General features: G+C 36.4%; 26 protein-coding genes. 9 read left to right on the forward strand and 17 right to left on the reverse strand.

Annotated features, from left to right (window positions below):
- Window position 1 precedes the first annotated feature (1 nt).
- On the forward strand, window positions 2-430 hold the full coding sequence (locus tag C237_RS0100200) for a DUF4268 domain-containing protein (RefSeq protein ID WP_018674463.1): 429 nt from the start codon (window positions 2-4) through the stop codon (window positions 428-430).
- Here the strand turns inward: C237_RS0100200 and C237_RS0100205 are convergent.
- The 6 genes from C237_RS0100205 to gldB all read right to left on the reverse strand — a co-directional run bounded on the left by C237_RS0100205 (window position 427) and on the right by gldB (window position 4,358).
- Window positions 427-915 carry a DNA-deoxyinosine glycosylase gene (locus C237_RS0100205; protein WP_026315392.1) on the reverse strand — a complete coding sequence of 163 codons (489 nt, stop codon included), beginning with the start codon at window positions 913-915 and terminating at the stop codon, window positions 427-429. The genes C237_RS0100200 and C237_RS0100205 overlap by 4 nt on opposite strands.
- 4 nt (window positions 916-919) lie before the next feature.
- Window positions 920-1,690, reverse strand: coding sequence for a hypothetical protein (locus tag C237_RS13775; RefSeq protein ID WP_018674465.1), 771 nt, complete (start codon window positions 1,688-1,690; stop codon window positions 920-922).
- 35 nt (window positions 1,691-1,725) lie between these two features.
- A complete protein-coding gene (locus C237_RS13545; RefSeq protein ID WP_018674466.1) occupies window positions 1,726-2,217 on the reverse strand; it encodes a hypothetical protein in 492 nt (163 codons plus the stop codon).
- A gap of 18 nt (window positions 2,218-2,235) precedes the next feature.
- Entirely contained in the window at window positions 2,236-2,784 is a 549-nt protein-coding gene (locus C237_RS0100220) for an L-threonylcarbamoyladenylate synthase (protein WP_018674467.1), read from the reverse strand.
- Window positions 2,785-2,787: 3 nt separating this feature from the next.
- Complete coding sequence (gene gldC, locus C237_RS0100225; RefSeq protein WP_018674468.1) at window positions 2,788-3,114, reverse strand: gliding motility protein GldC; 327 nt, start codon at window positions 3,112-3,114, stop codon at window positions 2,788-2,790.
- Window positions 3,115-3,377: 263 nt separating this feature from the next.
- Window positions 3,378-4,358 (reverse strand): gliding motility lipoprotein GldB, encoded by a 981-nt coding sequence (gene gldB, locus C237_RS0100230; protein ID WP_018674469.1) that lies wholly within the window; start codon window positions 4,356-4,358, stop codon window positions 3,378-3,380.
- Window positions 4,359-4,462: 104 nt separating this feature from the next.
- Here gldB and nadE point away from each other — a divergent pair, with 104 nt between their 5' ends.
- The 8 genes from nadE to C237_RS0100270 all read left to right on the forward strand — a co-directional run bounded on the left by nadE (window position 4,463) and on the right by C237_RS0100270 (window position 14,761).
- Window positions 4,463-5,257: an NAD(+) synthase gene (nadE, locus tag C237_RS0100235; protein ID WP_018674470.1), complete on the forward strand. Its 795-nt coding sequence runs from the start codon at window positions 4,463-4,465 to the stop codon at window positions 5,255-5,257.
- 48 nt (window positions 5,258-5,305) lie between these two features.
- Window positions 5,306-6,301 (forward strand): type IX secretion system protein PorQ, encoded by a 996-nt coding sequence (gene porQ, locus C237_RS0100240; RefSeq protein WP_018674471.1) that lies wholly within the window; start codon window positions 5,306-5,308, stop codon window positions 6,299-6,301.
- A gap of 14 nt (window positions 6,302-6,315) precedes the next feature.
- A complete protein-coding gene (gene cmk / locus C237_RS0100245; protein WP_018674472.1) occupies window positions 6,316-6,984 on the forward strand; it encodes a (d)CMP kinase in 669 nt (222 codons plus the stop codon).
- Window positions 6,985-7,272: 288 nt separating this feature from the next.
- Window positions 7,273-9,702 (forward strand): alpha-ketoacid dehydrogenase subunit alpha/beta, encoded by a 2,430-nt coding sequence (locus C237_RS0100250; RefSeq protein WP_018674473.1) that lies wholly within the window; start codon window positions 7,273-7,275, stop codon window positions 9,700-9,702.
- Window positions 9,703-9,758: 56 nt separating this feature from the next.
- Window positions 9,759-10,892, forward strand: coding sequence for a DegT/DnrJ/EryC1/StrS family aminotransferase (locus C237_RS0100255; protein ID WP_018674474.1), 1,134 nt, complete (start codon window positions 9,759-9,761; stop codon window positions 10,890-10,892).
- Window positions 10,893-10,895: 3 nt separating this feature from the next.
- Entirely contained in the window at window positions 10,896-11,915 is a 1,020-nt protein-coding gene (gene galE / locus C237_RS0100260; protein WP_018674475.1) for a UDP-glucose 4-epimerase GalE, read from the forward strand.
- A gap of 12 nt (window positions 11,916-11,927) precedes the next feature.
- Window positions 11,928-12,548: a 16S rRNA (guanine(527)-N(7))-methyltransferase RsmG gene (gene rsmG, locus C237_RS0100265; protein WP_018674476.1), complete on the forward strand. Its 621-nt coding sequence runs from the start codon at window positions 11,928-11,930 to the stop codon at window positions 12,546-12,548.
- A 77-nt stretch (window positions 12,549-12,625) separates the two neighbouring features.
- On the forward strand, window positions 12,626-14,761 hold the full coding sequence (locus C237_RS0100270) for a S9 family peptidase (RefSeq protein ID WP_018674477.1): 2,136 nt from the start codon (window positions 12,626-12,628) through the stop codon (window positions 14,759-14,761).
- Window positions 14,762-14,846: 85 nt separating this feature from the next.
- Here the strand turns inward: C237_RS0100270 and C237_RS0100275 are convergent, their stop codons facing one another.
- From C237_RS0100275 to C237_RS0100325, 11 genes are all read right to left on the reverse strand, one after another.
- The gene (locus tag C237_RS0100275) at window positions 14,847-16,541 is read right to left on the reverse strand and encodes a S8 family serine peptidase (protein WP_018674478.1); all 1,695 of its coding nucleotides are present in this window, start codon (window positions 16,539-16,541) and stop codon (window positions 14,847-14,849) included.
- A gap of 3 nt (window positions 16,542-16,544) precedes the next feature.
- Window positions 16,545-17,480, reverse strand: a complete 936-nt coding sequence (locus tag C237_RS0100280) for an MBL fold metallo-hydrolase (protein ID WP_026315393.1) — start codon at window positions 17,478-17,480, stop codon at window positions 16,545-16,547.
- Window positions 17,473-18,081: a WbqC family protein gene (locus C237_RS0100285; protein ID WP_018674480.1), complete on the reverse strand. Its 609-nt coding sequence runs from the start codon at window positions 18,079-18,081 to the stop codon at window positions 17,473-17,475. Before C237_RS0100285 ends, C237_RS0100280 begins: the two co-directional genes overlap by 8 nt.
- Before the next feature lies 1 nt (window position 18,082).
- Window positions 18,083-19,699 carry a signal peptidase I gene (gene lepB, locus C237_RS0100290; RefSeq protein WP_026315394.1) on the reverse strand — a complete coding sequence of 539 codons (1,617 nt, stop codon included), beginning with the start codon at window positions 19,697-19,699 and terminating at the stop codon, window positions 18,083-18,085.
- Between the two features lie 17 nt (window positions 19,700-19,716).
- Entirely contained in the window at window positions 19,717-20,418 is a 702-nt protein-coding gene (gene dapB / locus C237_RS0100295) for a 4-hydroxy-tetrahydrodipicolinate reductase (protein ID WP_018674482.1), read from the reverse strand.
- A 20-nt stretch (window positions 20,419-20,438) separates the two neighbouring features.
- Window positions 20,439-20,606 (reverse strand): cell filamentation protein Fic, encoded by a 168-nt coding sequence (locus C237_RS14100; RefSeq protein WP_221403451.1) that lies wholly within the window; start codon window positions 20,604-20,606, stop codon window positions 20,439-20,441.
- 256 nt (window positions 20,607-20,862) lie between these two features.
- On the reverse strand, window positions 20,863-21,462 hold the full coding sequence (locus C237_RS0100305) for a DUF5683 domain-containing protein (RefSeq protein ID WP_051081499.1): 600 nt from the start codon (window positions 21,460-21,462) through the stop codon (window positions 20,863-20,865).
- Between the two features lies 1 nt (window position 21,463).
- Window positions 21,464-22,354 carry a ParB/RepB/Spo0J family partition protein gene (locus C237_RS0100310; RefSeq protein ID WP_018674485.1) on the reverse strand — a complete coding sequence of 297 codons (891 nt, stop codon included), beginning with the start codon at window positions 22,352-22,354 and terminating at the stop codon, window positions 21,464-21,466.
- Window positions 22,355-22,378: 24 nt separating this feature from the next.
- Window positions 22,379-23,155: a ParA family protein gene (locus tag C237_RS0100315; RefSeq protein WP_018674486.1), complete on the reverse strand. Its 777-nt coding sequence runs from the start codon at window positions 23,153-23,155 to the stop codon at window positions 22,379-22,381.
- 167 nt (window positions 23,156-23,322) lie between these two features.
- The gene (locus C237_RS0100320; RefSeq protein ID WP_026315396.1) at window positions 23,323-24,165 is read right to left on the reverse strand and encodes an energy transducer TonB; all 843 of its coding nucleotides are present in this window, start codon (window positions 24,163-24,165) and stop codon (window positions 23,323-23,325) included.
- Window positions 24,166-24,300: 135 nt separating this feature from the next.
- The gene (locus C237_RS0100325) at window positions 24,301-25,749 is read right to left on the reverse strand and encodes an alanine/glycine:cation symporter family protein (RefSeq protein ID WP_018674488.1); all 1,449 of its coding nucleotides are present in this window, start codon (window positions 25,747-25,749) and stop codon (window positions 24,301-24,303) included.
- Between the last annotated feature and the right edge of the window lie 70 nt (window positions 25,750-25,819).

Raw genomic sequence — 25,819 nt, forward strand, 5'->3', positions numbered from 1 at the left:
CATGTTTAGTAAACACGAAGCGGCACAACTAAAGAAGGAATTTTGGATTGCATTTGGAAAGTCTTTTCCTAGAAAATGGTTGCTCTATAATACCAAAGTGAAGGATATGGCTTTTAAATTCCGAGCAGAGCGAAAATTTGCAGAAGTGAGTTTGGATATTGAAATGAAAGACGAACTATTTCGTAATGCGTATTTTGAAAAAATGCAGTCGTTGGAAAGTATTTTGGAAGAGGCTTTAGGCGAAGTTTATTTTGATGAATTTTACACGCTAGAGAATCAAAAAGTCATCAGTAGGGTATGGGTGAGATTAGATGATGTAAGTATTTACAATAAAGCCACTTGGCAACAAATATTTGAATTTTTTGTTGAGAAAATGCAGGCTTTTGAAACGGTCTATTACGAATATGAAGACTTTATAAAAGCTATTTAAAGGTACTTTAAAATTTCTCGCCATTGGCTGAGTTTTTCTTCGTAGGGCATCGTGTGCAATGGACTGGTAGAAGGTAAATAGAATATTGGTAATATATAGTTTTTACCCAAAATTTTTGTAGTCGTATTAAAGGCTTTTTTACCATTACAAAATACCGCTTTAATGTTAGGGTAATCTTCAAGTAGTGTACTGATATTTTGAACAGATTCATTTTTAATTGTGGCATCTAGGCTACCTTTTCTTTCGCAACTTTCGATGATGTCCCAAAGGGCAATATGGTGTTTTTTAAGCCATACAATCCGTTGTTGATAATCGGTGTTATAAGGTTCGGACAATAAATCTGAAATGATATTCCAAAACTTATTTTGAGGATGTGCATAGTATTGGTTTTCCTCTAATGATTTTTTACCTGGAATAGACCCTAAAATTAAAATTTTTGAGGTGGTATCCATAATCGGTTTAAAACTTGAAATTCGTGAGGACATTTTATTAATAATCTACTTCTATATGATCCATTTTTCCCATTATAAAAAAGAAATTATCTAAATATTCTGTACTGGGAGGCGTTTCGTATTCTTTTTCTAAATCTCTTTTTTGCTTTGGGGTTAAATGTTTTGTAGCTTCTTTTGATAGTTCCATTTCTTTATCATTTTTCCAAGATTCTAAATACTCGTTAACTGCTTTTTTATACTCTGGCGATTTTTTAAAGGCTAGAAACTGCTTTATTTTAAATTGATAAAATTCATCTTTATTGAGATCTTTAGTCTTTGTAACATGATCATTTTTAATCGTAACCAATTTATACTGACTATAAATTGATGCATAACCGAAATTAATAAATTCTTCTAATTCTCCTGTTGGAATAACTAATATACCGTTATAATTAATATTTACTTTTTGAGTTCCAAATAACTCTTTAAAAACGGATATATATTCTCTTTCTTCAGAATCAAGGTTGGGAACTTTTATATCAACTAAATTTAATTGGTTATTTTTCAGCTCCAATGTAGCTATATAGCCTCTATAATTACCAGTTGAGAATGGTAGTGGAAATTCAGGATTAATGTGTTTGTTTAACATTTCAATTTTTCCACTATAAATAGGATGAAACTCTGGATGCTTTTCAAAATAGCGTTCCATAGGACTGTTTAGCAAATCGTATTTTTTACCATCAATAATAATTTTATCGGGAGCTTGGGCGGTAGCAAACACCTTAGTTAAAGCTAATATTAGAAATAAAAATAATAATTTAATTTTCATCAGATTGTGGTGTTACATTTTGTTTATAAAGCAATTTACCAATGCGGTGTTGAAATATGATAAATACTACCTACCAGTACTTTTATCAATGAAGTATAAAATTCGGATGTTAAACCTAAAGTATTATAATCATCTAAAGTAGAACGCATTAAACTTTTAAGCTCTAATAATTGATAGATATAATTGATGGTTTCAGGAATGGCTTCAAAAAGCATTAAGATACCAATAGACAGAATAGCAATTTGCAATAGGCTTTCCATATTTAGTTTTTCAATATTGATATTTTCATCTAGAAACTTTTTTGGTTTTATTTTATTAATGATAATATCAGGGTTGCTCACTAAAAGATAAAAAGCGCCGTACAGAAATAATATGGATACGAGTAAATATCCTGCCGATATCAAAAAACTATTATCAGAAGAAAATATCAACTTAATAATGGTTTGAAAGGTGCCAATAGCTAATTGAACCACTATATATAACCCAATGGCACTAAACAGAATACGGAGGAGGTTTTTGATTTTCATAAGGTTGCTTTTTTAATTTTACTCTCGAATGACTTTTATCCTATTATCGTGCCATATTCTAATGATAGAGGAGGCGTCCCATTCAGAGGGTTGATTATTTTTATCTTCAACTACAAAATCTACGGCTTGTTTTAATGTTTTATTAATATCGGCAAAGCATTTCGGGCTTTTATCGCCAGAGAAATTGGCAGAGGTAGAAACTAAAGGGACATTGATTTTTCTTATCAATTGTTGGCACCATTTATCCTTTACCACTCGAATGCCTATGCTGCCATCTTTGGCTAATAAGTTTTTGGCTATTCCTTTGGGTTGGTCGTAGATAATGGTCACGGGCTTTTCGCTTAAATCTATAATTTCCCAAGCCATTTCTGGTACTTCTACCAAAGATTGTAATCGCTGGTCACTATCCACCAAAATAATCATCGGTTTTGAGGCTTCTCTTTTTTTGATTTGGTAGATTTTTTCTACCGCATCAGCGTTGGTGGCATCGCATCCAATACCCCAAATGGTGTCCGTAGGGTAAAGGATGATGCCCCCAGAACTGATGATTTCTACAATTTCGTCCATAGACTACATTTTTATTGCCGATTTTACTGCAAATTCCTCTGCTTTTTCCTCAAGCCAAGCGGCTACATCGTCTTCGCCTGTGGCTCTTTGATAGGTGTGTCCTAGCGATACTAAGATTTGATGGAAAAAACGCTTCATTTCGTCTACGGGCATTTCTTTAGTCCAAAGGTCTATTCTTAAGGCTTCTTTGGCTTTATCGTCCCATACGGAAATCATAGCGGCTTTGGTTTCTTGGTTTTCTACACCACCGTCTTGAGCATTCCAGCTGAGTTTTTCAGGGATATGGTTTTCGTCTAATTCTACATTAATGGTAATCTGTGTCTTTCTCATAATATGTTTATATTTTTCTATTCTTTTTTAGTTAATTTAATTCTTTTTTTGCGATATTGATAATTTTATGGGTTGCCCTTATCATTCTTCTATCGCCCAGTCTATTTTCTTATTTTTAATCAATTTTATGTATTGCCCGTTGCGATTCTTCTATTGCTCCGCATCATTCTTGTATTGCCCCATTAATTTTTGGGTTGCCCCAAGCCGTTGGTCTATTGCCCATGGTCGTTTTTCTGTTGCCCCGCATTATTATAAGTCGGTGGTTATTCGCCTTTATATTTTGATTGTTTTAAAATGTCCTCGCCCTTAGTTTTTAAAATAAATTCGGCTAGCGAAGTATCTGGAAGTTGTTTAAAATACGCTCTACATATTTGCCATCCGATAAATACGCCTGCTCTTGGTGCAGATTCGTTATCGATTTCGGTATAGAATTTTGAAAATGGTGCAGGGGCTAAAAATCGCTCAATCAGCCGAGCATCATCGCTAAAAAGTAAATCGTTTTCCACAAAATAATTCCAAATATTGGCTTCGTTTGCTTTTGCCCAAGCTTCTTGTTCTGGGGAGTAACCGATTTTAAGAGCATCGCTGGTATTGGGTAGAAAAGCATCTTGAAGCATCATCAATTTTCCTTCGTACGCGATATCATCAATAAATTTTCTATGGGTTCTATCCAAAGGTACAATATGTTCTGCCAAGGCTCTAGAAACCGTAGGAATAAGGTTCTCAGGATTCATAGATTCTTGTAAATATAAATCTACACCTTGATAGTAGCGGTTGCCTTTTCCTATAAATGCAGCAATGTCTATAAACAACCAATTTTCCTCTAGCTTGTAAAACACGGGGATTTCTACGCCCTGTACTGCCGATGAATAGAGGAATACTTTGGGCGCTACAAATTTTGGAAAATAGTATTGGATATGTGCAAATAAGGTGGCTAAATCTTTTTTAAGTTGAATTTCATTCAGTTGTTTTTTAGCCGTTTTATAGATTTCAATTTCTCGGGTATCTAAGCGTCTTTTAGCATAATCTTCATCGGAAACGGAGCCTTGGAACCACGGGTATTCTTTTTGAAACTCAGGCAAAGGGGTATGCGCATCATAAAACGATTGCGAAATATCTACCAATTCAACGGGTGGTAAAGGCTGCTTGAGTTCAATATCCCAATTTTTAGTTTCCTTATTATGATTATGGCAAGATAGTGTCCATAGGGCTAAACTGAGCACCGAGTATTTGATTAATTTCATACTAAAAGTAGATTTTAAATGGCAAAAATAATGAATTTTATATGCAAATAAAGGTGTAAGTTCAAAAAGTTCTGTAAATTTACCGCTGAATAAAATTTTAGACAATGCAAACAGAAAAAATAATCCATCATATTGTAGGGTGGCTCAAAGATTATGCTACTAAAGCCCGTGTAAAAGGTTATGTCATCGGTGTTTCAGGTGGTGTGGATTCTGGTGTGGTATCTACGCTTTGCGCGATGACGGGGCTTAAAACGCTTTTACTAGAAATGCCTATCCGCCAAAAAGAAGACCAAGTGAATAGAGCGTGGGAGCATATAGAAGACCTTAAAAAAAGATTTCCAAATAATGTGGAAGCGATGTCGGTAGATTTAACGCCTGCTTTCGAGGAACTCTATAAAACCTTTGATGTGGCAGATGAACTTTACCCCAATGAGCAATTGGCATTTGCTAATACTAGAAGCCGATTGAGAATGCTGACTTTATATTATTATGGTCAAATCAATGGACTGCTAGTCTGTGGAACGGGGAACAAAGTAGAAGATTTTGGAATTGGTTTTTATACCAAATATGGCGATGGCGGTGTAGATGTATCCCCCATTGCAGACCTTTACAAAACGGAAGTGTATGAGCTTTCCAGAGCCTTAAACTTAGTAAAGAGTATCCAAGAAGCCATTCCAACAGATGGACTTTGGGATACCGAAAGAACAGACGAACAACAGATTGGTGCGACTTACCCAGAATTAGAAAAAATTCAAAAAGAATACGGTACAAAAACGCTGGATGACTACACAGGAAGAGACAGAGAGGTGTACGAAATCTTCGATAGAATGCATAAAGCGGCACAACATAAGATTAACCCAATCCCCATTTGTGATATTCCAGAAGATTGGAGAGATTAAACATTAAATAAAAATCTTACCTTTGTAGCACCAATTAATATTATTATTTTGAAGAGAGGGCTAATCATTATTGGATTGAGTTTAGGCGTGTTGAGTAATGCTCAAGACGGTACTTCGGTGTATAATTTTCTTAATTTACCCGTTTCACCAAGACAAGCCGTACTAGGCGATGCGGTGTCCGTAAGAGATTACGACCAAAACTTTGCTGTGGTAAATCCTGCCTTGCTCAATTTAGAAATGGATAGTCGTGTGTCAGTAAACTATGCTAATTATTTAGCAGGGTCTCATTATGGTGCCATTTCTTATGCCAAAGATTTGGAATACGGGCATCATATTGTGGCTAATGCTCGATATTTAGATTACGGAAGTATGCCCAGAACCGACGAATACGGTAATACCAATGGTCAGTTTTCTGCAATGGATGCCTCAGTAGGTGTGGGCTATGCTTATCAATTTGAAGACGAATGGACGATAGGGGGAAATCTAAACCTTATTTCCTCTAAAATTGATACCTATAATTCTATGGCGGTTTCGGGGAATATTGCGGCGGCTTATAGTAGAAAGCAATCTAAAGAAACTTTAACTTTTGTAGTTCGTAACTTAGGGTATCAATTTAAAACCTATAATGGGTATAGAGAAACGCTACCTGTAAGGATAGATTTGGGCTATACTAAAATCTTTGACCAGCTTCCCGTTGCTTTAACGCTAACCGCCCACGATTTGCAAAAATGGAAAATCTCCCAGGACACGAATCATAATGGTGAAAAAGCCAGATGGACTAAACATTTACTAGACCACTTTGCCGTAGGGGTGGAGTTATTTCCAGAGCAGGCATTTAATCTTAGAATGGGCTATAATGCCAAGCGCGGCAATGATTTATATATAGAGGATCAAAGAAATTTTTCAGGACTTGCCTTTGGATTTGGGTTTAAATGGTCTTACTTCCGCTTCGATTATACCCATAGCCGATACCATAATGCGACAAACCTTAATCAAATAGGACTCTCTTTAGACTTAGTTGAAATCAGTGGTTTTAGAAGATAATACGAAACAGATTTATGAAAAAACAACCCGTGATAGCCATAGACGGCTATTCTTCTACAGGAAAAAGTTCAATATCCAAAGAAATTGCCAAACGCCTAGGCATCATCCATATGGATACAGGGGCGCTCTACCGTGCAGTGACTTATTACGCGTTGACGCATTGTGCTAAAGATGGTATAATCCAAACACTACAATTGATTGATGCACTAGACGATATTCATTTAGAGTTTAAAATAGAAGGGAATGATTTGGTGCTGTTCCTTAATGGTAAGGATGTTTCGTCGGGTATTAGAACGATGGCGGTTAATCATCATGTCAGTCAAGTAGCGAAAATTCCAGAAGTTCGGGCTTATCTATTAAATACGCAAAGGGCTATGGCAGAGCAAGGGGGTGTGATTATGGATGGTAGAGATATTGGCAGTGTGGTGCTTCCCAATGCCGATTATAAATTTTTCCTCACCGCGAGTATTGAAGAACGCATCAACCGACGCTATTTAGAATTAAAGTCTTTAGGACAAGAAACCGATAGAGAAGAGGTAAAACAAAACCTTATCCAAAGAGATAAAATAGATTCCGAAAGAGCCGTTGCCCCATTAATCCAAGCCGAAGATGCTATATTGGTGGATAATTCCGATATGGATAAACAGCAAACCATAGAAAAGATATTGGAATATATTCATTGACTATTTAAAGGGTTATGCTGAAAAATTGTTTGTTAATTCTAGGACTTTAGCTATGCTGTGCGTGTAATGATTCGGATAAGCAACCCATGGAATTTAAAAACTATGCTGAGGCAAAATCCTATGTTGACAATACTCATTAACACATTCATACATTATACTTTCTACATTGGTACATCCATACATGCTACATCATTACTTTTTATATTGGTATACTAATACATTGGCACATACCCACATTAGTACATTTCACTAAAAATCTCTATATTTGTAACAATCAAAATACATCTAATGAGTACGACATATACACCTAATCAAGAGGTTTCTTTTGAAGATTTTAAAAAAAGTATTTTAAATAATTATAAACTCGCACGCATTTCACGCGAAATGTCCTACCTAGGAAGGCGAGAGGTGCTAACAGGAAAAGCAAAATTTGGTATTTTTGGCGATGGTAAAGAGCTTCCACAGCTGGCGATGGCAAATGTCTTTAAAAATGGGGATTTCCGTTCTGGATATTACCGAGACCAAACTTTTGCCTTAGCGATTAATGCCATTACTATTGAAAGTTTTTTCGCACAACTCTATGCAGATACCAGTGTAGAAAGAGAACCCGCCTCGGCAGGGCGACAGATGAACGGACACTATGCTACTAGAAGCCTTAATGCCGATGGAAGTTGGAAAGATTTAACGGCTCAAAAAAATATTTCAGCTGATATATCGCCTACAGCAGGGCAGATGCCAAGGTTATTAGGTTTAGCCCAAGCATCAAAAATTTATAAAGAAATTCAGTTTGAAGGGTCTGAAAAATTCTCTAAAAATGGTAGAGAAGTGGCCTTTGGAACTATTGGAGACGCATCTACAGCAGAAGGGCATTTTTGGGAAACATTAAATGCTGCTTGTGCTTTGCAAGTCCCTATGATTGTAAGTATTTGGGATGATGGCTATGGAATTTCTGTACCGACTCATAACCAAAGAGCCAAAGCCGATATTTCCGATATGCTATCAGGATTCCAAAGAAAAGAAGGTGAAAACTCTGGTTGCGAAATCATCACGGTAAATGCCTGGGATTATCCTGCGTTATTAGACGCCTATGCGAGAGCAGAACATTTTGCAAGACACGAAAGTGTACCTGTGGTGGTTCATGTAAAAGAGGTGACACAGCCTCAGGGGCATTCTACTTCTGGGTCGCACGAACGCTATAAATCCGAAGAAAGACTGAATTGGGAAGCCGAATTTGATGGGTTAAAACAATTCAAAAATTGGATTATCAATTATAAGCACGATATGAATGGCAAAGTGCTGACTTTAGCAAGTGAGGAGGAACTAGATGAGATGGACAAAGCGGCAAAGAAAGAAGTAAAACAAGGACAAAAAGCCGCTTGGGAAGCCTATCAAAATGCCATCAACGAAGTAAAAGATAAAGCCCTAAATGTAGTACAACCTCTGGCGGAAGAGCATACGGAAGTTAAAGTAGTGTTGGATAAATTCCACCAACTGATTGCCGTTAGCAAAAGAGAGGTATTCCATTTGATGAGAAAATCATTATTGGTAACGAGACAAAATCCTACGGATAAAAGGGCACAATTGCAGAAGGTTTACAATGAACTTCTAGCTCAAGAAAAAGACCATTATTCGTCGCATCTCTATTCTCAATCAGAATGGAAAGCCACCAATGTAAAAGAAGTAAAGCCTATCTATTCGGATCAATCTGAAACGGTAGATGGTAGAGTAGTGGTAAGAAATAATTTTGATAAAATCTTTGAAAAATACCCTGAAACTTTAGTCTTTGGGGAAGATACTGGAAATATTGGGGATGTTAACCAAGGCTTAGAGGGGATGCAAGAAAAGTATGGCGCGACTAGAGTTGCCGATACGGGTATCCGCGAGGCTACGATTTTAGGTCAAGGGATTGGTATGGCGATGAGGGGACTTCGTCCAATTGCTGAAATTCAATATTTGGATTATATTCTATATTGTCTACAAGGAATGAGCGATGATTTGGCAACCGTACAATACCGTACCAAAGGGGGACAAAAAGCCCCAGTTATCATCAGAACCAGAGGACATAGATTGGAAGGAATTTGGCATTCTGGATCACCTATGGCTGGATTGCTCAATCTTTCAAAAGGGATTTTAATTTTAGTGCCTAGAGACTTAACCAAAGCTGCAGGATTCTATAACACGATGCTACAAAGTGATGAGCCTGCCGTAATTATTGAATGCCTTAATGGTTATCGATTAAAAGAAAAACAACCCGATAACTTGGGCGAATTTACCGTGCCAGTAGGTCAGGTAGAAGTTACTAAAGAAGGTAAAGATGTTACTTTGGTAACTTACGGCTCTACATGGCGTATTGTAATGGAAGCAGCCAAAGAACTGGAGCAATTCGGAATTTCTGCTGAGGTAATTGATATTCAATCTTTAATTCCTTTTGACTTATCTCACGATATTGCTAAAAGTCTTCAGAAAACCAATCGCTTAGTCGTGATAGATGAAGATGTAGAAGGCGGAACTACGGCATTTATCCTCCAACAAGTATTGGAAAAACAACAAGCCTTTAGATACTTGGATAGTGCACCGCTAACGATTACAGCAAATGACCACCGTCCTGCCTATGCAAGTGATGGCGATTACTTTAGCAAACCATCGGTAGATGATATGGTAGAAAAAATTTACCAATTATTTTATGAGGTTAATCCATCCAAATTTCCAAAACTTTAATTTGAATATTTAAGATAATGGTTTCTAAAATCATTATTTACTAAAAACGATAGATCATGAAAAAAATACAAATGGTAGACCTGCAAACGCAGTACTACAAAATAAAAAATGAAGTGGATAATGCCGTAATGAATGTTATGGAATCGGCAGCATTTATTAATGGCCCAGAAGTAAAATCTTTTCAGAAAGATCTAGAGGATTATCTAGATGTAAAACATGTGATACCTTGTGGAAATGGGACAGATGCTTTGCAAATTGCACTGATGGCATTAGACTTAAAGGAAGGCGATGAGGTCATTACCACTGATTTTACCTTTGCGGCAACGGTAGAGGTTATTCATTTATTAAAATTAAAAGCCGTCTTGGTAGATGTTGATTATGACACTTTTACCATAGACCCAGAGCAAATTAAAAAAGCAATAACACCCAATACTAAAGCCATTATCCCAGTGCATTTATTTGGACAGTGTGCCAATATGGAAGCGATTTTAGAGATTGCCAAAGTGCATCATCTTTATGTTGTAGAAGATAATGCACAAGCCATTGGTGCCGAATATACTTTTTCCGATGGTAGCAAGAAAAAATCTGGAACCATGGGCGATATCGGAACAACTTCATTTTTCCCTTCTAAAAACTTAGGTTGCTATGGCGATGGTGGGGCTATTTTTACCAATAATGATGACTTAGCACAGCGTATGCGTGGAATTGTCAACCATGGAATGTATAAAAGATATTATCACGATGAGGTAGGTGTAAACTCTCGTTTGGATAGCATTCAAGCAACGGTATTAAGAAAAAAATTACCACTCTTAGACCAATATAATGAGGCTAGAAAAAAGGCAGCTGACTTTTATGATAAAGCCTTTGCAGAGCATTCTCAAATTTTAACGCCCCTAAGATCTAAAGATTCTACCCATGTATTTCATCAATATACTTTAAGGATTTTAAACGGTAAAAGAAATGAATTACAACAATTCCTTTCTGAAAAAGACATTCCAGCGATGATCTACTATCCCGTAGCTCTTAGACAACAAAAAGCGTATTACCAAGACAGTAACGATGCGGACTTCGTTAATACAGATAAATTGTTAGACCAAGTGATTTCTCTACCTATGCATACGGAATTAGATGAGGAGCAACTGACTTATATTACTGAGCAAGTGTTGAATTTTATGAATCATAATCAATAATCTATGGAAATTTTAGTAACGGGAGGATTAGGCTATATTGGTTCTCATACGGTGGTGGAACTACTTAACGATGGTTTCGAAGTTGTGATTGTGGACGATATGTCTAACTCTGAGAAATTTGTTCTTCAAAACATCGAAGCGATTACAGGTAAAAAGCCAGTCTTTTATCCTTTTGATTTAAAACGAAGAGAGTTGCTTTCTCAAGTATTGGATGCTCATAATATCGAAGGCTGTATCAATTTTGCTGCATTCAAGGCGGTAGGTGAAAGCCAAGTGAAACCTATTGATTATTATGAGAATAATCTTTTTACGCTGATTAACTTATTGCAAGAGTTTAAAGAACGAAATATTTCTAATTTTATATTTTCATCGTCTTGTACTGTGTATGGTCAGGCTGACCAAATGCCTATTGATGAGCAAACGTCATTAAAAACTCCAGAATCTTCTTATGGAAAAACCAAACAAATGGGAGAGGAGATATTAAAGGATTTTGCCAATGCCTATAAGAAAAAAGTGGCACTACTTAGATATTTTAATCCTATTGGGGCGCATCCATCAGCTAAAATTGGAGAATTACCAATTGGTATTCCTAATAATTTAGTGCCTTATGTTATGCAAACCGCTGCGGGTATCCGTGAGTTTCTAAATGTTTGGGGTGATGACTATCCAACGCCTGATGGAACAGCGATTAGAGATTATATCTATGTGGTAGATTTAGCCAAAGCCCATACCGCAGCACTTAAAAAATTGATGTCTGATAGTCAAGATACTTTGGTGGATATTTTTAATCTAGGAACAGGGAAGGGGTCGTCGGTTTTAGAAGTGGTAAAAGCCTTTGAAAAAGCAAATGGCGTGGAAGTCCCATATAAAATTTGTGATAGAAGGGCAGGGGATATAACCATTGCTTATGCCAATGCCGATAAAGCAGAGCGAGAATTGGGGTGGAAGGCTGATACGACTTTAGAAGAAGCCTTACGAACCACTTGGGAATGGCAAAAGTATTTAGATAGTAGGGAATTATAGAAAATAAAATTAATGGAATTAATACAGCAACATTTTGATTTATCCGACCGACAAATCCAGCAATTTCAGCAGTTGGAATCGCTCTATCGTGAGTGGAACGAAAAAATTAATGTGATCTCGCGAAAAGATATGGATAGTTTATACGAAAAACATGTGTTACATTCATTGGGGATTGCTAAAGTAATGCCTTTTGCCGATGGTTCTAAAGTCTTAGATATCGGTACGGGTGGCGGTTTCCCTGGGATTCCATTAGCTATTTTATTTCCTAAGGTTCAGTTTACATTAATTGATTCTATTGGTAAAAAAATTAAAGTGGTTCAGGCTGTGGTAGAGGCTTTAGAATTGGATAATGTAACTACAATCCATGGTAGAGCCGAAAAGGTAAAAGATAAATTCCATTTTGTAGTCAGTAGAGCTGTGACGCAGATGCCAACTTTTTTAAGATGGGTAAAAGGAAAGTTTGAAAAAGAACAAATCAACCCTAAGCACAATGGCGTTCTCTACTTAAAAGGTGGCGATTTATCCGAAGAATTGGCAGGACTAAAATGCGAAATTTTTAATCTTAAAAACTATTTTGATACTCCATTTTTTGAAACTAAAAAAGTGGTTTACCTTTCTAAAGGGCATATTTGATTAAGGATAAAAGTGAAATAAAGACTTTCTTTTTCCAGATAAAAGCATTATTTTTGAAACCATAATAATTTTTATCTATGAAAAAGAATATTATTATAGCACTGAGTGCCTCATTTTTATTTGTGTCCTCTCTTAAATCTCAAGAAATTACTTTAGACAAAATTTATTCGGGATATTATCGTGGACAAGGGATTGCAGGGATTTCGCCTCTTAAAACCGATGATTATTATGCGGTAATAGAACGCGGTGGCATTGCCAAATATGCGTACAAAAATTTAGAAAAAGTAGGCTATGTGGTTGAAGGGCAGTTTGAAGGTTATACTTTATCCGACGATGGCTCTAAGATTCTACTTCAGTTAAAAAGTCAGCCGATTTATAGGCATTCGTTTTTAGGGGTATTTGAGGTTAAGGATTTGAAATCGGGTAAGACGGTTTCTGTGTTTAATGGTAAGCCTGTACAAGAGCCTTTATTATCGACAGATGCTTCAAAAGTAGCTTTTATTTCTGAAAACAATCTCTATATTCAAGATTTAACAACGGGGAATATCACTCAAGTGACCAATGATGGTAAGAAAAATAAAATTCTTAATGGTTTAGCAGATTGGGTTTATGAGGAAGAATTTGGACATGCCAGACAATACGAATGGAGTAAAAATGGTGATGCCTTAATCTATGTAAAATCCAACGAATCCGAAGTGCCAGAAATGAATATGCCGATATATGGCGACTATTTATACCCTAAAGATTTCAAATTTAAATACCCTAAAGCTGGCGAAAAAAACTCTGAGGTTTCACTTTGGGTTTACCATTTACCATCTGCCGACTCTAAAAAAGTAGATTTATCACAATTTGAAAATTATTATATCCCTAAAATTTTTAAAGCCCATCAATCTGGAGAAATTTTAGTCGCAACAGCCAATAGGCATCAAAACAAATTAGACTTATTGAGTTTAAATATCAAAACTAATAAAGTTCAAAAACTATTTACAGAAACCGATAAAGCGTGGATAGAAACGGATAATTTAACATTAGAGTTCTTACCTGATGGGAGTCTACTGTGGGCGTCAGAACGCGATGGACACCGTCATCTTTATTGGTATGATGCTTCTGGAAAACTAAAAAAACAAGTGACTAAAGGCGATTGGGAAATCACTGATTATTATGGTTACAATCCTAAAAGTCAAGAGGTTTTAGTGCAAACCACACAAAATGGAAGTATTAATAAAGTAGTGTCTAAAATTAATATCAACACAGGAAAATCTAAATTAATTTCCGAACCAGAAGGTAATAATAGCGCGTCTTTTAGCCCTAATTATAATTACTTTATCAATACCACTTCTACGGCTAAGATGCCTTATCAATATATATTAAAAAATGGAGATGGAAAAACCATTAAGGAAATTCAAAATAATGATACCTTATTAAAAAAATTAAAAGACGACCAATGGGTAACGAAAGAATTTTTTACCATTCCTAATGACAATGGTGATCAAATGAACGCTTGGATTATGAAACCGAAAAACTTTGATCCGAATAAAAAGTATCCTTTGCTTATGTATCAGTACTCTGGACCAGGCTCTCAGCAAGTGAGCAATTCTTGGGATGGCGGTAATGGTTTATGGTTCAATCATTTGGTGCAGCAAGGTTATATCGTGGCGTGTGTAGATGGGAGAGGAACAGGCTATAAAGGAACAGATTATAAAAAAGCCACTTACCTTAATCTAGGAAAATATGAAATAGAAGACCAAATTGCTGCGGCTAAATGGTTGGGTAAGCAACCTTATATTGATGCTTCTAGAATTGGAATTTTTGGTTGGAGTTTTGGAGGCTATATGGCGAGTCTAGCTATGACTAAGGGGGCTGATGTATTCAAAATGGGAATTGCGGTGGCACCAGTTACCAATTGGAGGTTTTATGATACTATTTATACGGAAAGATTCCTAAGAACCCCTCAAGAAAACCCTAAAGGCTATGATGAAAATTCACCAACGGAATATGCTCCGCTTTTAAAAGGTAAATTTCTAATGATTCATGGGACGGCAGATGATAATGTCCACTACCAAAATGCGACTGTCTTTGCAGAAGCGTTAATCCAAAATAATAAGAATTTTGAATTTATGACTTATCCAGACAAAAATCATGGAATCTATGGCGGTAAAACCCGTCACCAATTGTATAAAAAAATGACGAAGTTTATTCTTGAGAATTTATAGAATAAAATCTGATAATTGTAATATAAAAGGCTATCAAAATTATTTGATAGCCTTTTCTTGTATTACATAAGTAATTAATGACTTACTACTTTCTCACTCTTTTTCTATGCAGTTGTTTTTTAACCTTATTAGATTTAGAGTCTGCTTTATAAAAGTGGTTGTAAGCATATTCAGCGGCTTTGTAAGTATCAATAACACCACCTGCTCTGGAAATTAAATCAAAGCGGTTGTTTTCATTAGAATCAATCATGGCATTAACAGAAGATTTATTAGCTGTTTTTACAAAAGATTCAATGATTTGTGCTGGTGTAAGGTTTGGCATATAAGCCAACAATACCGCTGCTGCACCCGCTACCACTGGGGAAGCCATAGAAGTTCCTTGTAGATATTCGTATTTACCATCTGGAACTGTAGAATAAATTTTATCCCCTGGTGCGAACACATCTACCATTTTACCATTATAGTTAGAGAATCCAGCTCTTAGGAATTCATTATTATTGGTGCTAGCACCTACCACAATCATATTATTGATGAATGGTTTCTCGTCATTAGCAGTAATAAAATTCGTAGGATAGAATATATTTTCTTGAATATTTTCATTCTCATTTCCTGCTGCTTTTACGAGTAACACGCCTTTATCTTGAGCATATTTCATAGCGTCCCATACATATTTTTTACCAGGTGATACAGGCTTTCCAAAACTCATGTTAAGGATTTTAGCTCCGTTATCCACAGCATATCGAATGGCATTGGCTACATCTTTATCTCTTTCATCGCCGTTGGGAACGGCTCTTACCGTCATAATTTTAGCCACTTTAGAGGCAACACCATGCTGAACTTCTTTACCTTGTGGAAGCCCTGCAATAATCCCTGCGACATGCGTTCCGTGCTGTGCATCTGGACCTTCATAGTGGTTGTTACCATAACTTTTTTCATAGTAATCTTCGTAATTGTCGCCTACAACCTCTGCTCTTGGGTCAAAGTTTAGGTCGTATTGTTGAGCTTGAGGACCGAAGTAATCTAAAGCACCTTTCAATTCTTTTTCCATCACCTTTCTTACGCCTTCAGCATTTTTACCATTGTAGTCTTCATTTTCTGCCATTTTGGAAAGCATTTGAAGATACATTACATCTTCCTGAGAATTAGGCTTAATGGTTGCTAGATTTTCAGTTGTTAAAGTTTTATCACCCAATAATGCTACCATATTAGGAATTTTGCTGTAAAGCATCTTGTAGAATTCAGCGTTTTGTTTGGATTCTACGCTTTTTTTGTAGAACAAATCTTTAGCCTTCATGTACATTTTAAATTCTTCAGCCATTTGGGCTTGGTTCACTTTGTTTTTTGCAGAATCTTCCCCTTCAAAAATAGGCTGGTATTTTTTCACCACACGGGTTACTTCCATATTATCCACATCTACATCGCCATTTCTACCGCCTTGGAAATTCCATCCGTGGATATCGTCTACATAGCCGTTATTATCGTCATCTATACCATTATTAGGCACTTCATTAGGATTAGTCCAAATATTATTGATGAGTCCTGGGTGGTCTACTTCTACACCACTATCCAACACGCCTACGATAACGGTATGAGGTTTAAGCCCCTTAGATTCTAAAAATTTATAAGCGTTGATGGTATTAACGCCATAAACATTGGTCGAATTAAAATCTTTGTGATACCAAGTTTCTAAATCTGGGTTGTGCTGAACTTGCTCTTGTTCTTGTGAAAAAGCAGTGCCGAATCCTGCTAAAAATAGTGCGGCAATAATTATTTTTTTCATAATTTATAAATTTATTGTTTTTCCTTGTTCTGCGATGATGACTTCAACGCCCAAAGGATTTAATAGGTTTAATTCTTCTTTAAGTTGTTCTACGATATGAGGCTTAGGTTTGATATGGGTAATTACAATTTTCAAACCATTCAGCCGAGTTTTTGATATTTTTTGTAAATGGGTTAATTCTTCTAATAACAATTTTGGTGTTAAATGTCCGAATAACAAATGGTTAGGGCGGTTATTATCATAAGAACATTCTATTGCAATGCCTTTGAGTTGCTTAGATAAAATTAATGGGGCGATGCTTTTCCAAAGCGATTCTAATTGTGTCGATTGTTCCATTCGGTCTGCCCCTGTATCGCCTAAATAAAGAAAATAGTCACTAGTATTATTTCTTATCAATACTCCTGAACTTTGGCTAATGCCATCATGACTTAGAGGAAATGCCTGAATGCTTAATCCTAAATCTTCTATGGTATGCCAAGTTCCAAATTCTGTGGTCTGATATTGATATTTAGAAAGGGTAGGAGGAGTCCCTTCATTACCAAAATTAGCCCAAGAAGTCCCGTTGAAAATATGATGTTTAAAGTTATCAATCACAAATTTTGGGGCGTAAATTGGTTTTTTAGAATCTAAAGGCGAGTTAATAATCAGTCCTGAAAGATGGTCAAAATGAGGATGCGAAATATAATAGGCTTTAATTCTATTTTGAAGAAAATATTTGATTTCAGATTCATCATCAACCAAAGTTTTAATCCCAGAATACAATGTCCCAGCATCTAAGCACAGATAATGTTTTTCTTGGTAAGGCGCTATCAGGTAACTGCTCATATTTCCTTCGTTGAGCCCACCTCTTACACCCAAAGGAGTGAGGGTAAAACTTTGCCCCATAATAAGGAATGGTACTAATAGAACCCCAAAAAACATCATTAAACTTCTAGTCACGCGAAATTGTTTTAATATAAGTCGCAGATTCTGGGCCTTTGTTACAAATTAAATCCAAAATCGATAAATCTTTGATAAATCCTAGTTTGTCAGAAAAGGTTTGATAATACTCTGGCATTTCGTACTCAGAAGGTTTTTTAGAAGAAAAATCGTTTCTTAAATCTTTACCTTCTATGGTTTTATGATAAGTTTCTGACCATTTAAAAGAGGCATTGGTTTTCAGAATCCCTTGAATAATTTCTAATGCATTTAGGTTAAACGCCATTAAGTTTTGAATATCATTATCCCAAATTTTATTGAGCTGACTTTCATAAAACTCAAAATAAGGGGAAGTTTGATAGGCAATTTTAATCGACTTCCAGTGGAGTGAACGCCAATTTTCATTATCCGAAATTTCGATGTCTTTATAAACGCGTTTGCCATTGTGTTTTATAGGAATGCTGAGTTGTAGCATACCATTAGCACCATAGATTTGGGTTCTATTTCTATAAGTTTGCTTAGGAAAATGCTCGTATTGCTCCAATACAATTTCTGCATTCTCGTCTAAAAACTCATGCCACCACGAAAGCGGTGGCATGTAGAATAAGGGCATCAACTTCATATTAATCGTCTTTTTTCTTTTTAAATAATTTTACAAAATATTCCCATCCAAAGAATAAAATCAGTATTGCGGCTGCAATCCACCAGTAGGATGTTTTGTTAGTCTCGCCAGTATTAGTAGCTTTAAACATTCTATCCCAACGGATTTTTTTAGGGCCTTCATCAAAAATACCTTGAACGCTCATCCATGTGAACATCGGTTTTCCCACAATATTTTCCTCAGGAACAAATCCGAAAAATCGAGCATCTAAAGAGGCATCGCGGTTGTCCCCCATCATAAAGTAATAATTTTGTTTTATTTTATATTGATTAGCTTCTTTGCCATTAATATAAATTTTTCCGTTTTTATGTTCCAGTTTGTTATGCTCATATTCAGAAATAATCCATTGATATTCTGGTAGCGTTTCTTCATTAATGGTCACAACATCGCCTTTTTTCGGTATTTTGAGTGGACCATACCAATCTTGATTCCAATCTTTGTTAATCGGGAAAATGGTATTGGTTGTATCAATTTTCGTTTGTTCAGCGTTGTAATAAGAAATGGTCTTTTCACCTTTTTCAGAAAGGATTTCTTCGGCTTTGATGAACTCTGGCAATTCTTTTATCTCGTTCAGTAATTCATCTGTTAACCCTTGAAATTGATAAACATAACCATTCTCTAAAGTGCCTTCTTGCAACGGAAGATAGCCCAAACGATTCCATAATCCCATTACATCCATAGGCTGAGAAGTATAAACCAAATACGAATGCTGAATTTTTTGGTCGCCTAAAATATGCTCTGGTTTACCATTAATATATAAGCGTCCTTTTTTCATTTCCACCACATCGCCACCTACGGCTACACATCGTTTTACATAGGCATCTTTTCTGTCAATGGCGGTATGTACAGAATCTTGAGGGTAGTTAAATACCACAATATCATCTCGCTGCACTTCTTCCCAACCTGGTAGCCTTAGATAAGGCAAGTTAATGGCATCTACATAAGATTTTGGGTCGTCTTTAGGATTGCCTTTTTGTCCAGCATCAAAGATAGTACCTTGTAGAAAAGGTAGTGCCACAGGGCGCATCGGCATTCTATAACCGTAGTTGAGTTTATTCACGAAAAGGAAATCGCCCACTAAAAGCGTACGCTCCATAGACCCCGTAGGAATCCCAAAAGGTTGGGTAATAAAGGTATGGATAATGGTGGCAAATACCACAGCAAAAGTTACAGAACCAAGGAAAGTCTCTTTCTTTTTAGATTCTTTTTCCTCATCACTAAGGTAAAATGGCTCTTCTTCTTTTACCACTTCGGCATTGCTTGAGTAATTGACTACCGCCAAATAGATAAATGGAAGTACCACCGTAAGAAATTGCTCAAAAAAACTGGTTTTACCAAATTTTCTTACCAAAAATAAATGAAATACTGACATCATAATAGGTCCTACAATGGGTAAATACGATAATATCGCCCACCATTGAGGGTGTTTGGTTTCCTTTAATACAATCATATAATTGTAAAACGGGATAAAGGCAAAAAGGGGATTGTAGCCCATTTTTTTGAATAATTTCCAGCTGGATAGTCCCATCAGTACCGATACGATGAGGACATAAAGTGAATATTTTAAAATATAATCCATAATTGTGAATTTAAAATTTAGTTATTAAAAAGTACATCTTTCATACCAAAGTTTCCTTTTTTTCCGATAATCCATTCCGCAGCAATGACGGCACCGAGGGCAAAACCATCTCGGCTAAAAGCGGTATGTTTTATTTCTATTTCATCTACATTAGAGCGGTAGAATACGCTGTGGGTGCCAGGAACTTCATCTTTTCTAATGGTCTCAATGCCTAAGTCTTGGTCGTTGGTTTCACCTAATTTCCAAGTCTTGTAGTTGGAATGTTCTATAATGCCTTCGGCGAGTGTAATGGCAGTACCACTAGGGGCATCTTTTTTATGCGTATGGTGAATTTCTTCCATTTGGCAAATATAAGCCCCAAAGGAGTGCATCAATTGAGCCAACTGTTCATTCAGTTCAAAAAAGAGATTGACGCCAAGGCTAAAATTAGAACCATAAAGAAATGCCGTCTCATTATCCAAAGCGATGTGTTCAATTTCTGGTTTTCTATTGAGCCATCCAGTAGTACCACAGACTACGGGGATTTTTAGTTCTAGACAAGTTTTTATATTTTCAAAAGCCGCTTCGGGGTTAGAGAATTCTATCACCACATCTGGGGCGTTTAGGTTTTCGGCGGTGGGTGTTTCTTTAAGCCTAGCAACGATTTCGTGACCTCTTTTAGTCGCGATTTCATCGATGATTTTCCCCATTTTTCCGTAACCTACTAATGCTATTTTCATATATTATAAAGTGTTATTTTTTAATCTTCTTTTTGATAACCTTCGTAGTAGTATGATTGCTCTATACCTTTAAAAATCATATCTTTATTATTGGTGTCGTCACTTAGATTTGCAGAAAGTAAAGCTTTAATTTCCAAATCGTTAATTGGACTGCGTTCCATCGCTTGCAAATATAAGTTTTTATCCACACTTTGCTTTCAATACGCTCAATGGTGCCATTTTCAAATAGTCGGTAGGCGTTTTCTAAGCTTTTTTTATCAATATCTTTCATTTGTTGTATCCACTATTTATAGGGGTGTTTTGTGTACATTATTTTTTGGCGTATCCCTTGCCTTTGCTATATCCAGCGCTAGGGTCGGGCTATCGGCTCTATCTTTTTTTCGTCGTTCCTCCTCAAAAAAGGATGCCGCCTCTATCCCTTACGCGATTTTAATTTAATAAAAACTAAAATCTATAATTTAAAGACAAGCCCACTTTGCTCGGTTCTATCCCAAACTGGTCATTAAGTAGAGTAGGGGCTATTGCCAAATCTGGGTCGTGCCTCTGCTCGTATAAATGAGCATCTACTACCGCATCTATAATATTCAGGATATAAATCCCTGCCGTTATGGCGATGGCATAGTCTCTTTGTCGCTTCATACGGTCTTGCATATTACCGAGTACCCTTGCATCCACACCATTAATATTAGAAAATTCGTGTGGCTGATTATTGAGTTCGGCAATAAAAGCATTTCGGTATTTGGTATATTGCTTTTGATTCCAAATGGCAATACCTACGCCCGTTCCTACTGCGCCCCAAACGATGGGGATTTTCCAATATTTTCTGTTATAATATTGTCCTAATCCAGGCAACACCGCAGAATAAAGCCCCGCTAGCGTAGGATTATAAGTTTTAAGGCTAGGTTTGGCGTTGGCTTTTTCTATGTCCTGAACCACTTCTGCCTCTGTTTTAGTTGAAGAAAGGGAATCCTGTGGTGTATATTGAGCAAAACCTAATCCCCCGATAAAAACAAAGACGATATAAATCAATTTGTACAGCGGCATATTATCTTTCAAAAGCGTTCAAAATTCGTTCTAACTCTTCCTCGTTGTTGAAATCCAAAACAATCTTTCCTTTTTTACCATTTTTAGAGGCTTTAATATCTACCTTAATATCTAATAAATCCGATAACGATTTCTGAGTTTTCTTAAGGTGATGCGGAAGTTCTCTTATCGTTTTAGACTTTTCGGATTTAGGTTTTTTAAGTTCGTTGGCCGCTGCCTCGGATTGGCGCACATTCAGTTGTTCTTTTACAATCTTTTCAAATAACTGGTGTTGCAAAGCTTCGTCTTCCAAACTGATGATACTTCTGCCGTGTCCTGCTGAAATCATTCCACTACGGATAGCGTTTTGTACTTCTGGGCTTAGTTTAAGTAATCGTAATGCGTTGGTAATGGTACTTCTATTTTTACCAATTCTATGGCTTAGATTTTCTTGGGTCATACCAATTTCGTCTAATAATCGCTGATAAGTCAAGGCGATTTCTATGGCGTCTAGATCTTCCCTTTGGATATTTTCTACCAATGCCATTTCTAGCAATTCTTGGTCATTTACCAAACGGATATAGGCGGGAATGGTTTTTAGACCTGCCATTTTAGAAGCTCGGTATCGTCTTTCCCCAGAGATAATCTCGAATTTGGTGCCGTCTTTTCTTAAGGTAATCGGTTGTATTACTCCAAGATTTTTGATGGATTGCGAAAGTTGCTCTAGCGCCTCATCATCAAAATGAGTTCTCGGCTGGTTGGGATTAGGATAAATATCTTCTATATTGATTTCTACAATACTGCCCATTATTTGTTTAGCTCCTTCATCGTTCGCATCGTTGATAGTGGCTTTTTTTTCAGCATTGAGTATGGCGTTGAGCCCTCTGCCCATGGCGGTATTCTTTTTTCTCATAACTTTTATGGGGTTAATATAACATTAAGATGGACTTACCGAAGTTTCATTTTTTAATAAGACTTCTTCTGCCAACTGAATATATTGGATGGCGCCTTTGCTTTCGGCATCGTACATCAGGATACTTTCGCCAAAACTTGGCGCTTCACTTAGGCGGACATTTCTATTGATAACGGTTTCAAATACCATATCTGGAAAATGGGTGTTCACTTCTTCTACCACTTGGTTAGATAGCCTTAGCCTTGCATCGTACATGGTGAGGAGCAAGCCTTCAATATCCAATTCCGAATTGTGACTATTTTGTACATTTTTAATGGTATTAAGTAATTTTCCTAGACCTTCTAGTGCGTAATATTCGCATTGGATAGGGATAATTACCGCATCGGCAGCCGTTAGGGCATTAACGGTGATAAGTCCTAAACTTGGCGCACAATCTATAATAATAAAATCGTATTCATCTTTTACTTCTTCCAAAGCGGTTTTCAGCATATATTCTCGCTGGTCTTTATCCACCAATTCAATTTCTGCCGCTACTAAATCGATATGAGAAGGAATAATATCCAAATTAGGGGAAGTGGTAGGCACAATACATTCCCTAGCAGTAGCATGATGTTCTAATAAGTCGTAAGTAGAATTATTGACTTCTTCTACACCTAATCCTGAAGTGGCATTGGCCTGAGGATCAGCATCAATCAACAATACTTTTTTTTCTAATACGCCTAAAGCTGCGGCTAAATTTACCGAAGTGGTTGTTTTTCCAACACCTCCTTTCTGATTGGCTATACCGATGATTTTACTCATATTTTATATTTAATTCTTCAAAAATACAATTTTTTTAATGTTGCGTAAATCTTTAAAATATTAAAATATGTTAAATTTCTGATTATAAATGGGTTATTCTAATAAAAAATTATCCACAAAATTTTAAAAAATTGTGGATAACTTTGATTTTAAAAACGCGTAGTAGATTACTCAAAACGCATAGATACAGGGATTCTAAAATATGATCTTACTGGGGTTCCTTTTATTTTAGCAGGTTCCCAGCGTTCTCTAATTTTTTTAATGGCGCGTTCTGCTTCCTTATTAAAGTCTGGATTACTACCCTCAGCTCTGATGTCGGAAATACTACCATCTTTTTCCACGACGAAAGTAACCACGGCTTTTATAATGCCCTCTTTATTCGTCAAAACTTCTGGATCAAAATTTTCGGATACTTTTGTTCTAAAATTATTGATACCCCCAATAAACTTTGCTTCTACATCTACTTTGGTTTGGATTTCATTATTTGGTTTTGGGGTAACCATTTGGTTTGGAGCCACAATCCCTGAGTTTGTAGGTAATTGTAAATCAGGAATTACGCTACTTGATGGCTTTACGCCTTCTTTATCTTGGATACCAGATGCCGCAGTTTTTAAATCGGTTACTGTCGGTAAGGGTTTTTCTTCTACTGGAGTTCTCGTAGGATCAGGAACTCTAGTATCCAAAGTTTTTATAGGCTCAGCTTTTATAGGCTTTGTGATGGGCTGAGGCTCAATTTTTTTCTTTTGGACTTCTGGTTCGCTCGTATCCACAGGTTTTAAATTGACTACAAAGCCGTCAGAGGTCTCTTGAGTGACTTTATGAGACTGTAAATAGAGTGTTGAAACGCTAATAATACTTCCGAAAATAGCCACACCTGCGATGAGGGCTTTTTTTAGGAAGTAGTCGGATTCCGCTCTAAGGGCATAGGCACCATAGGCTTTGTTGCGGTGAGCAAACAATAAATCATTAAGCCGCTCTTGTTCTGTTGGTTTTTGGAAAATTGTCATCATTTGTTCTAAATTTAAAATCATTAGATAATTAAACACGCAAATGATTATTAGTTTTAAGTCTTTTTGCAAAAAGTAATTAAAACTTAACAATTATCTTGCCAAAAATGCTAGTACTTCTCGTTTTATTAAAAAAAATTATTTCTCCCAATAATTCGCATTTTTGATGCCTACTTCTTTAGCATTGAATTGAGGTGATTCTTCTCCGCGTTTCTTTTTTTCAACATAATCTTTCCAAACTTTAATGGTGATATTGCTTAATAGTAAAATCGCAATAATGTTGACCCAAGCCATTAGCCCTACGCCAATATCTCCAATTTTCCAAGCTAATTGGGCTTCTTTTACCGTTCCCATATAGGTGGCTCCCAAAAATAATACTCTTAAAATCCAGATGTAAACCTTAGTGTTTTTCTTAAAAATATAGGTAATGTTGGTTTCTGCATAATAATAGTACGCCATAATCGTGGTAAATGCAAAGAAAAATAAGGCAATCGCTACAAATTCATTACCGAAAGATGGGAAATAGGTAGATACGGCGTTTTGTGTAAATTGGGTATAATCTTTCCCAGGTAAATGCTCAACGATAATTTGATTGGTTCCTTCGTCTATTACATTATAACTATTGGTAAATAAAATCATCAGTGCTGTACAAGTACAAATCATCAAGGTGTCTACATAAATAGAAAAGGCTTGTACTAAACCTTGCTCTGCGGGGTGATTAACTCGTGCGGCAGCAGCGGCGTGGGGTGCAGTACCTTGTCCTGCTTCGTTGGAATAGACACCGCGTTTAACGCCCCAAGAGAGGGCAGCTCCTATAATACCTCCAAAAGCAGCATCAAACCCAAAGGCAGAATTGATTATCAATTTAAACATCTCAGGGATTTTCTGAATATTTACCCCAATGATATATAACACCATAAGAATGTAAATCCCCGCCATCACAGGGACTACGATTTCCGCAATTTTCCCTAAACGCTTAACACCACCAAAAATAATGATCGCCAATAGCGTGATAATGATAGCACCAGGAATATTGATAGAAAAATCAAAAATTTGAGTATTTGAAATAGCAAACGCATTGTCTATGGAAGATGATATACTATTGCTCTGTATTCCAGGAAGTAGTAATCCACAACTGATAATAGTAACCAAAGCAAAAAGGACAGCATACCATTTAATCCCTAACCCTTTTTCAATATAAAAAGCGGGACCTCCTCGGTATTGTCCATTATGGTCTTGTTTGTATACTTGTCCTAAAGTAGATTCAGCAAATGCTGAGGCAGAGCCTAAAATGGCAATGCACCACATCCAAAATATGGCGCCGGGACCACCCATAGATATCGCTGTGGCTACCCCTACGATATTTCCTGTACCTACACGCCCAGAAATAGCTAGTGCAAAGGCTTGGAAAGGTGAAATTCCTTTTTTTGAACCACCTTTATTAAAAAGAATATTGAGCATACTTCTAAAGTACCTAAACTGTAAAAATCCAGTACGAATTGAAAAGTATAATCCTGCAAAAGCACACAAGGATATTAAGGCGATAGACCAAATATAATCATTAATCAGATAAACAATTTCTTCCATAACTATTTTTTACCTAGAGTCACAAAACTACAATTTTTTATTTAAAATGGATTTTTGAATTCATATTGTG

Source organism: Riemerella columbina DSM 16469, from assembly GCF_000374405.1.
GTDB lineage: Bacteria > Bacteroidota > Bacteroidia > Flavobacteriales > Weeksellaceae > Riemerella > Riemerella columbina.

Coding starts and splice junctions, on each gene's coding strand:
- C237_RS0100200 (WP_018674463.1), top strand. CDS start 2: ATGTTTAGTAAACACGAAGCGGCACAACTAAAGAAGGAATTTTGGATT.
- C237_RS0100205 (WP_026315392.1), bottom strand. CDS start 915: ATGTCCTCACGAATTTCAAGTTTTAAACCGATTATGGATACCACCTCA.
- C237_RS13775 (WP_018674465.1), bottom strand. CDS start 1,690: ATGAAAATTAAATTATTATTTTTATTTCTAATATTAGCTTTAACTAAG.
- C237_RS13545 (WP_018674466.1), bottom strand. CDS start 2,217: ATGAAAATCAAAAACCTCCTCCGTATTCTGTTTAGTGCCATTGGGTTA.
- C237_RS0100220 (WP_018674467.1), bottom strand. CDS start 2,784: ATGGACGAAATTGTAGAAATCATCAGTTCTGGGGGCATCATCCTTTAC.
- gldC (WP_018674468.1), bottom strand. CDS start 3,114: ATGAGAAAGACACAGATTACCATTAATGTAGAATTAGACGAAAACCAT.
- gldB (WP_018674469.1), bottom strand. CDS start 4,358: ATGAAATTAATCAAATACTCGGTGCTCAGTTTAGCCCTATGGACACTA.
- nadE (WP_018674470.1), top strand. CDS start 4,463: ATGCAAACAGAAAAAATAATCCATCATATTGTAGGGTGGCTCAAAGAT.
- cmk (WP_018674472.1), top strand. CDS start 6,316: ATGAAAAAACAACCCGTGATAGCCATAGACGGCTATTCTTCTACAGGA.
- C237_RS0100250 (WP_018674473.1), top strand. CDS start 7,273: ATGAGTACGACATATACACCTAATCAAGAGGTTTCTTTTGAAGATTTT.
- C237_RS0100255 (WP_018674474.1), top strand. CDS start 9,759: ATGAAAAAAATACAAATGGTAGACCTGCAAACGCAGTACTACAAAATA.
- galE (WP_018674475.1), top strand. CDS start 10,896: ATGGAAATTTTAGTAACGGGAGGATTAGGCTATATTGGTTCTCATACG.
- rsmG (WP_018674476.1), top strand. CDS start 11,928: ATGGAATTAATACAGCAACATTTTGATTTATCCGACCGACAAATCCAG.
- C237_RS0100270 (WP_018674477.1), top strand. CDS start 12,626: ATGAAAAAGAATATTATTATAGCACTGAGTGCCTCATTTTTATTTGTG.
- C237_RS0100275 (WP_018674478.1), bottom strand. CDS start 16,541: ATGAAAAAAATAATTATTGCCGCACTATTTTTAGCAGGATTCGGCACT.
- C237_RS0100285 (WP_018674480.1), bottom strand. CDS start 18,081: ATGAAGTTGATGCCCTTATTCTACATGCCACCGCTTTCGTGGTGGCAT.
- lepB (WP_026315394.1), bottom strand. CDS start 19,699: ATGGATTATATTTTAAAATATTCACTTTATGTCCTCATCGTATCGGTA.
- dapB (WP_018674482.1), bottom strand. CDS start 20,418: ATGAAAATAGCATTAGTAGGTTACGGAAAAATGGGGAAAATCATCGAT.
- C237_RS0100305 (WP_051081499.1), bottom strand. CDS start 21,462: ATGCCGCTGTACAAATTGATTTATATCGTCTTTGTTTTTATCGGGGGA.
- C237_RS0100310 (WP_018674485.1), bottom strand. CDS start 22,354: ATGAGAAAAAAGAATACCGCCATGGGCAGAGGGCTCAACGCCATACTC.
- C237_RS0100315 (WP_018674486.1), bottom strand. CDS start 23,155: ATGAGTAAAATCATCGGTATAGCCAATCAGAAAGGAGGTGTTGGAAAA.
- C237_RS0100320 (WP_026315396.1), bottom strand. CDS start 24,165: ATGATGACAATTTTCCAAAAACCAACAGAACAAGAGCGGCTTAATGAT.
- C237_RS0100325 (WP_018674488.1), bottom strand. CDS start 25,749: ATGGAAGAAATTGTTTATCTGATTAATGATTATATTTGGTCTATCGCC.